7 protein-coding genes are annotated in these 13,115 nt (G+C 43.9%); 6 read left to right on the top strand and 1 reads right to left on the bottom strand.

Going from position 1 to position 13,115, the window contains the following annotated elements; translation table 11 throughout:
* Window positions 1–11: 11 nt before the first annotated feature.
* Window positions 12–1,046 (bottom strand): glycosyltransferase family protein, encoded by a 1,035-nt coding sequence (locus AC23N5_RS04745; protein WP_487754650.1) that lies wholly within the window; start codon window positions 1,044–1,046, stop codon window positions 12–14.
* Between the two features lie 361 nt (window positions 1,047–1,407).
* Between AC23N5_RS04745 and AC23N5_RS04740 the strand changes: the two genes are divergently transcribed.
* From AC23N5_RS04740 to AC23N5_RS04715, 6 genes are all read left to right on the top strand, one after another.
* Window positions 1,408–1,761, top strand: coding sequence for a PadR family transcriptional regulator (locus AC23N5_RS04740; protein WP_028523456.1), 354 nt, complete (start codon window positions 1,408–1,410; stop codon window positions 1,759–1,761).
* 8 nt (window positions 1,762–1,769) lie between these two features.
* Entirely contained in the window at window positions 1,770–4,439 is a 2,670-nt protein-coding gene (locus AC23N5_RS04735) for an ABC transporter permease (protein WP_487754649.1), read from the top strand.
* 252 nt (window positions 4,440–4,691) lie between these two features.
* Window positions 4,692–5,021, top strand: a complete 330-nt coding sequence (locus AC23N5_RS04730) for a helix-turn-helix transcriptional regulator (protein WP_183977079.1) — start codon at window positions 4,692–4,694, stop codon at window positions 5,019–5,021.
* Window positions 5,022–5,024: 3 nt separating this feature from the next.
* Window positions 5,025–7,661 (top strand): ABC transporter permease, encoded by a 2,637-nt coding sequence (locus tag AC23N5_RS04725; RefSeq protein ID WP_487754648.1) that lies wholly within the window; start codon window positions 5,025–5,027, stop codon window positions 7,659–7,661.
* A 90-nt stretch (window positions 7,662–7,751) separates the two neighbouring features.
* Window positions 7,752–10,358 carry an FtsX-like permease family protein gene (locus AC23N5_RS04720; RefSeq protein WP_487754647.1) on the top strand — a complete coding sequence of 869 codons (2,607 nt, stop codon included), beginning with the start codon at window positions 7,752–7,754 and terminating at the stop codon, window positions 10,356–10,358.
* A gap of 83 nt (window positions 10,359–10,441) precedes the next feature.
* Window positions 10,442–13,072 (top strand): ABC transporter permease, encoded by a 2,631-nt coding sequence (locus AC23N5_RS04715; RefSeq protein ID WP_487754646.1) that lies wholly within the window; start codon window positions 10,442–10,444, stop codon window positions 13,070–13,072.
* The last annotated feature ends 43 nt before the right edge of the window (window positions 13,073–13,115 follow it).

Here is a 13,115-nt window from a genome sequence, read left to right as displayed (position 1 = left end):
ACGAAAAACCTCTACCGATGCACCCCCAACAGCTTTCCTTCTACGGCTTCCCAAGTGTAACGTTGACTTAGATTTTGGTCAAAAACAAAGGTTTTCTTTTGAGCAACCAATGCTTCGAGCAGCTTTTGAGTATCCGTAATGTAGTACGAGTCGGTGACGTAGCCCAAATTTTCCTTTTCGACAAAGGAAGCGACTTTGATTTCAGCATTGATAATAACGGGCGTCTGTGCCTGAACCGCATCGTAGATTTTGTTGGGACTGGCGTTGAGGTTGTTGTCGTTGATGGGTTCATAGACCGACAAAATATAGTCACATGCTGAGGCCAATCGCATGGTTTCTTGCTGCGTTTTTACCCCCAAAAACGTCACTTGAGGATGTTGACAAAGTTGGCGAGTAGGTTCGTCATATACCCATCCAATGGCCCAAACGCGCACTTTGGGAGAAAGTGTTACCAAGTCGTTCAGCAGTTGGGTTCCGCGCGTTACGCCCAACGAACCGCTGTATAAAATCAGTAATTCGTCGTCGCTGGCGGTTTTGGGCTGGACGTCCGTAAAGGCATAAGGATAATTTTCTACGACGACTGTTTTCTTCCGAAAGCCTTCGGGTACGAGCTGTAACCGATTGTCGTCGGTAACAATGATAGCCGAAGGAAGGCTGTACACCCACGATTGTAACGACCGCACCAACGCACTGCTAGAGCGCAAAAAGATGGAATCAAAAATATCGGCCACCAAGCGGCGGCGACTCCACCACAACAACGGATAAAAAATCACCAAAAGCTGCTCGTTTATGACGTGGATGCTGTCGTATGCGTGAGTAAAATACAGCTTTAAAAACATACCCACGTACCGAACCAACGTTCCGATGGATTTATGATGACCTCTGACCAAATGAAACTCGTGGCAAAGCGGTTTCACAAACGACTGAGATTCGTCCCGACCAATGCCCAAATAGACAACATCAAAGTGTTTCGATAACGTTTTGATTTCTTTGTTGATTCTAGTATCCGAGCCGTCGTTGATACAGAGATAAAGCAAGTAGGGCATGGGTCTGTTTTATAAAAGTGTTTTCACTGCAAACTAAATTTAGATTGCCCTAAATTGCTACTATGTAACAGTTCGTTAATGGTTAATTGTTGATTTTTATTTATAAAAAATTGATATTCTGCTATTTAAGTGTTCTGTTGAGCCCCAATTATTAAACCTAATGTTAACCAAGTTTGTAACACTCTTTGCACTTTGGAGGGCTTGGAATCTTGTTACTTATGCCGTTTGTTACTTCATCAACGGACAATGTCTGTACGATTTCGGACACTGATTTTTGAAAATAGCTCCAACAAAGGTGGTTTTTGTTGTGGCACGATTATTTCATCTAAAAAATTGTATCTAATCAAAGACCGACCATTTTATGAGAAAAACGATACTGGGAGAACTCGAAGAACTGGTGCTACTGGTGGTTGCCGCTTGCAATGAAGACGTATATGGAATCCCCGTTATGGAGGAACTTCAGCAGCAAACGGGCCGCGACTTTACCATCAGCGCAGTACATACTACGCTGTATCGTTTGGAAGAAAAAGGCTTTTTGTCGTCCTCGGTGGGAGGGGCAACGGCCGAACGAGGAGGGAGGCGCAAGCGATTATTTGCGCTGACTGCCGCAGGTGGTGAAGTATTGCTGGAAATCCAGCAAACCCGCACCCGCCTTTGGCAGTCGATACCGCAAGCTAAACTTGAACTCATGGGTTTATCAGCCAATCCGTTTTAAATGCCCGTATGAAAAAGTCAACCAACCCTTTGCCAGACCAACCTCCCCGCTGGGCCGATCAGCTTTTGGAATGGTTTGTTGCCCCACACTTACTGGAATACATTCAGGGTGACTTGCACGAAAACTTTCATAAGCGAGTCGTAAAAGTAGGCATCGCTCGCGCCCGCCGCGAGTACCTGTGGGCTGTATTTCATTGCCTTACTCCCTTTTTTACCAAACGACAAACCCTCAAATCCAGTTATTCCAATCAACCCTCTACAGTCATGTTATCCAATTATTTAACCATCGCTTTCCGCAACTTGTGGCGGCAAAAGGCATTTACGGCCATCAATATCGTCGGTTTATCGGTAGGACTCGCTTCTTGCCTGCTGATTGTACTGTACGTGTTGCACGAATTGAGTTACGACAGTTACCATGCACACGCAGACCGCATCTATCGAATGACGATGCACGCGCGTATGGATGAAAAAGACATCAATTTAGCCTATTCAACGGGGCCTTCGGGACAAGCCCTATTGCGCGAGTCTCCAGGTGTGGAGGCTGTTACTAGATTGCGGAAAGAGGGTGCTTTTTTGGTCAAACACGGCCAGGACATCATAAAAGAAGAAAAAGTAGCGTTCGTGGATTCAAACTTCTTCTCGGTTTTCACGCTTCCGATGATGAAAGGAAATCCAAAAAATGCCCTCGCTGAACCCAAAACGATGGTACTTACGAAAACAACCGCCCACAAGTATTTTGGTGAGGCTGATCCCATCGGGCAATCGCTTACCGTGGGAGATTTAGGACTTTTTCGGGTAACGGGGGTTTGCGAAGATGTTCCTTCCAATACGCATTTCCACTACGATATGTTTGGTTCGTTTGAATCGGTCAGAACGGGAGATAAGTGGCTGGCGAGTGGAGCTTATACGTATGTACGACTTCGGGAAGGACATTCCCTGGCGCAGGTAGAAACCATCAGTCGGGGGTTTGTAAGTAAGTACATTGCGCCCGAAATCAAAGAGTTTTTTGGCATGGACTTTACCGAATTTCAGAAAAAAGGCAATCGTTTTGGCTTTCAATTTCAACCGATTACGGATATTCATTTGCATTCTGATTTGGACGATGAATTAGAAGCCAACAGCGATGCTAAGTACGTTTATATCTTTTCGGTCATTGCGTTTTTTATTCTGTTATTGGCTTGTATCAATTTTACCAATTTATCAACGGCAGGTTCGGCCAGCCGCTCCAAAGAAGTCGGAATACGGAAAGTGTTGGGTTCGGTGCGGACGCAATTAGTTACTCAGTTTCTGACCGAGTCGGTCTTGCTTACTTTTTTTGCATTGGTACTGGCACTGGTTTTGGTCTTTTTGCTTTTACCTAGTTTCAATGTGTTATCGGGCAAACAGTTTACCATCAATGACCTCGTCAATGGACGGCTTCTCATGGGAGCGGTAGTGTGTTCCTTGGTGATTGGTTTGTTGGCAGGAAGTTATCCCGCGTTTGTACTGGCCTCTTTCAAACCCATTACGGTGTTAAAAGGCAAGTTGCAAATTGGCGGGCGGGGTGGTTGGTTGCGCAATGCCTTAGTAACCACGCAGTTTGTGGTTTCTATTGGGATGATTGTTGCGACCATCGTGGCCAACCGTCAAATCCAATTTATGCAAAACAAAAAAGTAGGGTTTGACCGAGAACAAGTGCTGGTGTTGCACGATACGCACGTGTTAGGAGCAAAAGCTGACGCATTTAAAGCTGAACTGGCGAAATTATCGTCGGTTGTGAAAGTGGCATCTGCTGGTTTTTTGCCAGTGGGACACACCAGTCAAAGCGTTGACGGAGTTCAGGTTCAGGACGGAGCACGTACCGCCACGCATCGTACCAAAGGCTACTACATCGACGAAGAGTACTTGCCTACTTTGGGGATTGGCTTGGCGCAAGGGCGTAATTTTTCCAAAGCTTTTTCCACCGAAAATTCTTCGGTTTTGCTCAACGAAGCCGCCGTTCGGACTTATGGCTTCAAAAATCCGATTGGTCAGCAAATTTCTACCGTAGGCGACGGCTCAGCGGGCAGTAAACGTACCTATACGGTGGTAGGCGTGGTCAAAGATTTTCATTTTGAATCCATGCACCAGCACATCGCTCCTTTGGTTATTTTCTACGGTAAAGACAACAATCAGCTTGCATTACGCATTCAGACCAACGATATTCCGACGCTTCTCCAAAAGATAGAACAACAATGGAAAGCTACTACCGATAATCCGTTTGCGTATTCGTTCTTAAACGAACGTTTTAGCAAGATGTACCAATCGGAGCAGCATATCAGCCAGTTATTTGCCGTTTTTGCAGGCTTAGCCGTGCTGATTGCCTGTTTGGGGTTATTTGGATTGGCTGCCTTTACTACCCATCAACGCACTAAAGAAATTGGGGTGCGCAAGGTACTGGGAGCTTCCGTGACGGGAATTGTAACTTTGTTATTGACCGATTACCTCAAATTAATTCTCATTGCCACCCTCATTGCCTCGCCGATTGCGGGTTATACCATGAGTCAATGGCTACGCGATTTTGCCTACCGAATCGACTTGCCGTGGTGGGCTTTTGCGCTGGCGGGCGTGTTGGCTACGGTCGTAGCGGTTTTGACGGTCAGTTATTTGGCGATAAAGGCGGCCTTGGTAAATCCTGTGAAGAGTTTGAAGGCGGAGTAATTTTTAAAATAGGCAAATTTTCAATGAGTTAAACTTGCCTATTTGCGCCTTGCTTACTTGCTGATTTGTCTCTTCGACGGATAGACATTCCAAGTTTTTAAAACTTGGAATGTCTCTGGTCACCAGCGGACAAACCCTGTACGATTTCGGACACTGATTTTTGAAAACAGCTCTTTTTGGGGCTGTTTTTTTCATGGCATGGTTATTTGTTTAGCAAATAATAATGAAATACTAAAACACGCTAACATACCCATGGGGCGCTCTTACTTAGGTGAATTTGAAGAATTGGTTTTACTCACGGTTGCTGTGCTGGAAGGAACGGCTTACGGCGTCACGATTGCGGCGGAATTAAAACAGCGCATGAACAACCGCCTCATTAGTCTGAGCGGGGTACACATTGCGTTGTATCGCTTGGAAGAAAAAGGCTTTGTCGTATCTGAGCTCGGGGGCGCTACGTCCGAGCGTGGTGGGCGTCGAAAGCGCTTTTTCCGAATCACGGCATTGGGTAAACGTACCTTGGCCGAGATGCGACAAGTGCGTAATGAGCTGTGGGACGCTATTCCAACTCCTTCTTTTTCTTGAGTGATGGAACAACAACCAAGTCCACCCCGCTGGCCCGACCGATTTTTGGGTTGGCTTCTCCCTTCGGAGCTTTACGAAGAGCTGTTGGGGGATTTACACGAGCAGTTTGCGTTTCAGGCCGAGGAGTTTGGAGCGCAGCGAGCCCGTTGGATGTATTTCTTTGAAGTCATCCGTTTTTGTCGCCCTTATTTTTTGCGACGTCGTTTTAGTGCCCATTCTAAGTATTCAACCTCTTATACATACAGCCCCACTATGATACGCAACTATTTCAAAATCGCTTTTCGTAACCTGTTGAAATACAAAGGTTACTCGTTTATCAACATCTTCGGTTTGGCGACAGGCATGGCGGTGGCCATGCTCATTGGACTTTGGGTGTGGGATGAGTTATCTTACAACAAATACCATAAAAATTACGACCGCATTGCAAAAGTAATGCAGCGTGGCGTATTTAACGGAGAGTTTGGGGCGGGCGCTCATATGCCAATTCCGTTGGGGAATGAACTACAAACGATGTATGCTGCTGATTTTAAACATGTTGTGATGTCTTCATGGACGTATGAGCATATTTTGGCATACGGGGATAAAAAGTTTACAAAACAAGGTAATTATCTAAGCCCCAACGCACCCGATATGCTGTCGCTCAACATGCTTACAGGTACCCGAACGGGCTTAAAAGATCCTTCATCTATTTTATTGTCTGAATCGGTGGCGACGGCTCTTTTCGGTGATAACGACCCCATGGGGAAAATCGTAAAAATCGACAACAGATTAAACGTCAAAGTAACAGGCGTTTATGAAGACCTGCCTTATAATACCGAGTTTAGAGACATGACCTTCATTGCTCCGTGGGATCTTTACGTTTCGACAGAAGGTTGGGTAAAACGTGCAAAAGACAATGCCGAATGGAATAACAATTCGTGGCAAATACTGGCTCAAATTGCACCCAATAGTGATTTTGAGACAATCAATGAAAAAATCAAGGGTGTAAAAATAAAACACGTTCCAGAAATAGCTGTTTTTAAAAATGAAGTGTTCCTTCAGCCGATGAGTCAATGGCACTTATACACGGGTTGGGACAAAACAGGGAAGTCAGAAGGCCGTATTCAGTACGTTTGGTTGTTTGGCATCATTGGTGTTTTTGTGTTGTTGCTGGCTTGCATCAATTTCATGAACTTGAGCACCGCTCGTTCCGAAAAGCGCGCCAAAGAAGTAGGCATTCGGAAAGCAGTGGGGTCGGTTCGTTCGCAGCTAATCAGTCAATTTTTCAGTGAGTCGTTGTTGGTGGTGGCCTGTGCTTTTGTGGTCTCTTTGGTGTTAGTGCTTTTGCTATTCCCGATTTTTAACGAAGTGGCCGACAAAAAGTTAACGCTTTTATGGGCTAACCCCATTTTCTGGTTGTTGGGAATTGGCTTTAGCATCCTAACGGGCTTGATTGCAGGCAGTTATCCGTCGTTATATTTGTCTTCTTTCCAGCCAGTAAAGGTTTTAAAAGGCACATTTAGGGCTGGGCGTTTTGCCTCAATTCCTCGTAAAGTGTTGGTAGTGATACAGTTTACGGTATCGGTGACACTCATTGTGGGGACGACGATTGTGCTTCGCCAAATTCAACACGCCAAAAATCGCCCAATTGGATACGATCGCAATGGGCTGATAACGGTAACGATGAACACGCCTGAGTTACATCAAAACTACAATACTCTCCGAGACGCGCTTATAAAAAGCGGCGGAGCCGTCGAAATGTCAACTTCGTCTGCCCCCGCTACAAACCTAAATTCACAAAACAACGGTTTCGACTGGGAAGGCAAAGACCCTAATTTTAAAGAACAATTTGGAACCATTGCGGTCACACACGACTTCGGAAAAACAGTCGGGTGGCAATTTGTACAAGGCAGGGATTTTTCCCGAAACTTCTCGACTGATTCATCGGGCATGGTGCTCAACGAAACGGCAGCACGCTATATGGGATTAAAAAATCCAGTAGGCAAAATTGTGAAGTGGAATGGAAAACCTTTTCAAGTGGTCGGTGTGGTGAAAGACATGATGATGGGGTCGCCCTTTGAGCCTGTCTATCAGACCGTTTTTATGATGGACTATGGGTGGGCCAATGTGATAAATATCAAATTAAACCCTGCGTTGAGTGCGGGCGAATCGCTCAAAAAAATAGAAACCGTGTTCCAAAAATTCAACCCAGGAAGCCCGTTTGATTATAAATTTTCTGACCAAGAATACGAACGGAAATTTGCAGCCGAAACGCGCATAGGTCAATTGGCAGGGATTTTTGCGGCATTGGCCATCTTCATTTCCTGTTTGGGCTTGTTTGGATTGGCGTCGTTTGTGGCCGAGCAGCGCACCAAAGAAATCGGTATCCGAAAAGTACTTGGGGCTACTGTTCCCAACCTTTGGGGCTTATTATCCAAGGATTTTGTCGTGTTGGTGATTATCTCCTGCCTTATTTCTACGCCGATTGCGTGGTATTTCCTCAACGGTTGGCTGCACAAATACGAATACCGCACCGAAATATCATGGTGGATTTTTGCGTTGGCTGCAGTTGGTGCTTTGGTAATCACGTTGCTAACCGTGAGTTTTCAAGCCATCAAAGCGGCGTTGATGAATCCCGTAAAGAGCTTAAAATCAGAGTGATTTTAAAAGGAAAAATGCAAGTAGGCAAATTTGCAATGAGTTAAACTTGCCTATTTGCCCCTTGCTAACTTGCCTACTTAATTAAGCACCATGAAACCACCCGCTTGGCTTGATGCCTTGGTCAAACGATTTCTCCCTTCAGAGCTTTACGAAGAGCTGTTGGGGGATTTACACGAGCAGTTTGCGTTTCAGGCCGAGGAGCTTGGAGTGCAAAAAGCCCGTTGGATGTATTTCTTTGAAGTTATCCGTTTTTGTCGCCCTTATTTTCTGCGACGTCGTTTTAGTGCCCATTCTAAGTATTCAACCTCTTACACATACAGCCCTGCTATGATACGCAATTATTTCAAAATCGCTTGGAGAAATCTCCTTAAAAACAAGGCTTTTAGCTTTATAAATATTACAGGTTTGTCGATAGGACTAACTTGTAGTTTGCTGATTTATTTGTGGGTAAAAGATGAACTGCAAATTGACGCATTTCATGAAAAAGGAGATAGAATTTATAGTGTAACAAGTAAAGAATTTATTGATGGCAAAGCAACCGGCTATTACGATACGCCAGGGCTACTGGGCGAAGAGCTAAAAAGAGCCATGCCCGAGGTAGAGTTGTCTTGTAATTGGAGTGGAGATGAGGCACGGACTTTTGCAGTAAAAGACAAAAAACTAAAATTTACTGGCGGCTATGGCGGCGAAGATTTTTTTAAAATATTTTCCTACAAAATTCTACAAGGTGTTGTAAACGAATCGCTTAAAACGCGCGAATCTATTTCAATTTCTGAAAAAATGGCGATTGCCTTATTTGGGAGTGCCGAAAAAGCCATCAATCAATCTATCAAATTTGATAATTACAAAGACCTTACTGTCAAAGCCGTGTATGCAAACATGCCCGAAAGCTCATCTTTGAAGCTGGATTATTTGATAAGCTGGGAATTATTCAAAGAACGTGAGCCTTGGGTTTACGATTGGGGTAATTCAGGCCCCGGAGCTTTTGTGTTATTAAAGAAAAATGCGGATGAAGCCAAGGTCAATGCCAAACTCCAACATTTCATAGGCAAGTTTTTAAAGGATTATAAAGCAGAAAATAATCGTTTAGAGCTTGGCATTCAGCCATTCAAAGAAACATACCTCAATTCAAGATTTGAAAATGGAGAGACTGCGGGCGGAAGAATTGACTATGTAAAGCTATTTGCTGCTGTTGCTATCATTATTTTGTTCATTGCCTGTATCAATTTCATGAATTTGAGCATTGCTCAATCCCTCAAAAGAGCCAAAGAAATTGGCGTAAGAAAGGCAATCGGAGCCGAAAAGTCATCTTTGGTTGGTCAGTTTATGGGTGAGGCTTTTATGTTCTCTGTTATTGCCCTATTTTTTGCTTTGACTGCCACGGGCCTTATTCTCCCCAGTTTTAATAGTTTTACCAATAAGCAGATTGCGTTGCCTTACCACGAGCCATCATTTTGGCTGTTTATTTTTGGATTATTACTCTTAGTTGGCTTACTATCAGGCTTATACCCATCACTTTTTTTGACCGCTTTTCGTCCTATAGCTGTTTTGAAAAATAATCTAAAAGTGAACCAAAATTCCATTTCCCTTAGAAAAGGACTTGTCATTTTTCAATTTACTTTATCTACGGTGTTTATTATAGGCACTTTGATTATTTCAAAACAAATCAATTTTATCCATTCAAAAAACATTGGGTATGAAAAACAAAACCTGATTTATTTACCTGTTACGGGCACGCTCAGCAAACAGTTTGAAGTCTTTGAGAATGAATTGAAGAATATTGATGGAGTAGAGAGTTTGAGCAAGATTTCAAACCAATTTATAAGTAACGACAACACCACCGGAAGTGTAGAATGGCAGGGAAAAAATCCGAATTCAAGTCCCAACTTTAATCCAATAGCGGTAGAATACAATTTTGTAAATACGATGAAAGCCACCCTGCTTCAAGGTCGTGATTTTTCGAGAGAATTTGCAGATTCTACAAGTTACATAATCAATGAGGCGGCTCTGAAAATTATTGGCTACAAGTCGCCCATTGGTATGCCTTTGACGTTTTGGGGTAAGACAGGGCAAATAATAGGTGTAGTTAAAGATTTTCATTTCAATTCGATGCTTATGCCTATTGAGCCTATGATAATTCGACATTCAAATAAATTATCTCACGGATATTGCTTGATACGAATAGAGGGAGAACGTACCCAGGAGGCACTGAATGGAATCGAAACTATTCACAAAAAACTAAACCCCGACTTTCCGTTCACCTATAAATTTGTAGAGGCTGAGTTTGAAAATTTGTACAAAACGGAGTCTCTGGTAAAGAGTCTATCTATAATTTTTGCCATCCTTGCTATCGCCATTTCCTGTTTGGGGCTACTCGGTTTGGTAATGTTTGTTACCGAGCAACGCACCAAAGAAATTGGAATCCGTAAAGTATTAGGCGCTACAGTAACCAATATCTGGACTTTAATCTTAAAAGATTTTGCGGTATTGGTCATTGTTTCTTGCCTAATCGCTGCCCCCATTGCTTATTATTTTATGAATAACTGGTTGCAAAAATATAGTTATCGTACAGAAATAAACTGGTGGATTTTTGTGGCGGCGGGTGCGGGAGCATTAATAATTACCCTCTTGACGGTCAGTTTTCAAGCCATCAAAGCGGCGCTGGTGAATCCCGTAAAGAGCTTAAAATCAGAGTGATTTTAAAAGGCAAGTAGGCAAATTTGCAATGAGTTAAACTTGCCTATTTGCCCCTTGCCAACTTGCCTACTTAATTAAGCACCATGAAACCACCCGCTTGGCTTGATGCCTTGGTCAAACGATTTCTCCCTTCGGAGCTTTACGAAGAGCTGTTGGGGGATTTACACGAGCAGTTTGCGTTTCAGGCCGAAGAGTTTGGAGTGCAGAAAGCCCGTTGGATGTATTTCTTTGAAGTCATCCGTTTTTGTCGCCCTTATTTTTTGCGACGTCGTTTTAGTGCCCATTCTAAGTATTCAACCTCTTACACATACAGCCCTGCTATGATACGCAATTATTTCAAAATCGCTTTTCGTAACCTGTTGAAACACAAAGGTTACTCGTTTATCAACATCTTTGGTTTGGCGACGGGCATGGCCGTGGCCATGCTCATTGGACTTTGGGTGTGGGATGAACTGAGTTTTAACAAAAACTTCAAAAACTACGACCGCATTGGGCGAATAATGGTGCATAATGGCGAAGGAACGTACATGACAAACCCCATTCCGTTGGCTGCCGAGCTGCGCGCGTCGTATGGTTCTGATTTTAAATACATCGCTATGACTACCTCCACGCAGAAGTATGCGATATTGTCGGGGGATAAAAAGTTCTTTCAATCAGGCAGTTTTATGCAGCCCGATGCCCCCGAATTGTTTGGGTTGGACATGGTGTATGGAACCCGCGCGGCGCTTAAAGACCCTCATTCGGTTTTACTTTCTGAATCGCTCGCTAAAAAGCTTTTTGGGGAAGAAAATCCGTTGGATAAAATCGTAAAGATAAAAAATCGGATGGAGGCAAAAGTGGCGGGCGTGTATAGGGATTTGCCCAAAAACTCGGAATTTCAAGACCTGACCTTTATTGGGCCGTGGGATTTACTAGCTTCTTTTATGAGTTTTATGAAAGAGCAAGAAAACGATTGGAACGATAATTCGTACAAGATTTATGTACAGCTTGCTCCTCAAGTTGACTTTGCGGGTGTTTCGGCCAAAATTAAAGACATAAAACGGAAGCATTTGGATGCAAAACGCGTCGCGTATAATCCCGAATTGTTTGTCCACCCGATGAGCCAATGGCACTTGTATGCCAAGTTTGCCAACCGAAAAAGCGTGATGAGCGACCAACTCGAATTTATTTGGCTGTATGGCGTTATTGGGGTGTTTGTGTTGTTGTTGGCTTGCATCAATTTTACAAACCTGAGTACGGCACGTTCCGAAAAGCGGGCCAAAGAAGTCGGGATTCGGAAGTCGATGGGGTCGCTTCGCCAACAATTGATTGCGCAGTTTTTCGGAGAATCGTTCTTGGTTGTTTTTATTGCCTTGGGTTTTGCGTTGCTTTTGGTGCAGCTGGCGTTGCCTTTTTTCAATGAGTTGGCCGATAAAAAAATAACAATGTTATGGTTAAACCCTGTTTTTTGGCTGTCGGTACTGGGCTTTAGTGTATTTACGGGCTTATTGGCAGGGAGCTATCCTGCGTTTTACTTGTCTTCTTTTCAGCCGATAAAAGTGCTCAAAGGAATCGGTTTCCCGTCGTCGCGTTTGCGGAGAGGAGCCTTTGCCCCGACGCCACGGAAAATTTTGGTAGTGATACAGTTTACGGTTTCCATTGTGCTAATCATTGGCACGAGTGTTATTTATCTCCAAATCCAGCACGCAAAAAACCGAAACGTGGGTTACGATAAAGAAGGACTCATGGCCGTCTATATGATTACGCCCGACCTTTACCAAAACTACGAAGTGATTAAAAACGAGTTACTTCAGTCGGGAGCGGTGTCCAACTTGGCCGTTTCTTCTTCTCCGATTACGGATGTGTGGGAAAACCAAAGTGGGTTTGAATGGAAGGGCAAAGCCCCAGGCTTTGAAGATAATTTTGCGACTTTCCGAGTGACGCACGATTACAGCAAAATCGTAGGGTGGCGCTTTCGGGAAGGACGCGATTTTTCCAAAAAGTTTTCAACAGACTCTTCGGCCATTGTCATCAATGAGACGGCCGTAAAGTACATGGGCTTGAAAAATCCCATCAACGAAACGGTAAAGTGGAACGGGAAAAGCTATGAGGTGATTGGTGTCATCAAAGACATTGTGATGGGGTCGCCCTTTGAGCCGATATTGCCTACGGTGTTTTTGTTGGATTACAACAACCAATACACGATTAACATCAAACTAAATCAGACAATGGCCACTTCTACCGCCGTTGGCAAAATAGCCGAGGTGTTTCAAAAGTATAATCCTGCGGTGCCGTTTGATTACAAATTTGTGGATGAGGAATATGCCAAAAAATTTGCCAATGAAGAACGTTTGGGTAAAATAGCCTCCATTTTTGCCATTTTAGCGATATTCATCAGTTGCTTGGGCTTGTTTGGGTTGGCGTCGTTTGTGGCCGAACAACGCACCAAAGAAATGGGGGTACGCAAGGTACTTGGGGCAACGACTGCCAATTTGTGGGGCTTATTGTCGAAAGACTTTGTAGTGTTAGTGGTTCTTTCGTTGCTTATTGCGTCGCCCATTGCGTATTATTTTATGAGCCAATGGCTACAGAAATACACCTACCACACCGCGATTTCGTGGTGGATTTTTGCCTTGACGGGCGCAGGGGCTTTGATAATTACCCTCTTGACCGTCAGTTTTCAGACCATCAAAGCGGCGCTGATGAATCCTGTGAAGAGTTTAAAATCGGAATAGTTTTAAAAAACAGACGTTCCAAGTTTCAAAAACTTGGAACGTC

This window comes from Runella sp. R5_40 (assembly GCF_057652295.1).
The sequence above is the reverse complement of the archived record's forward strand: the minus strand, read 5'-3'. Positions and strand labels throughout refer to the sequence as shown.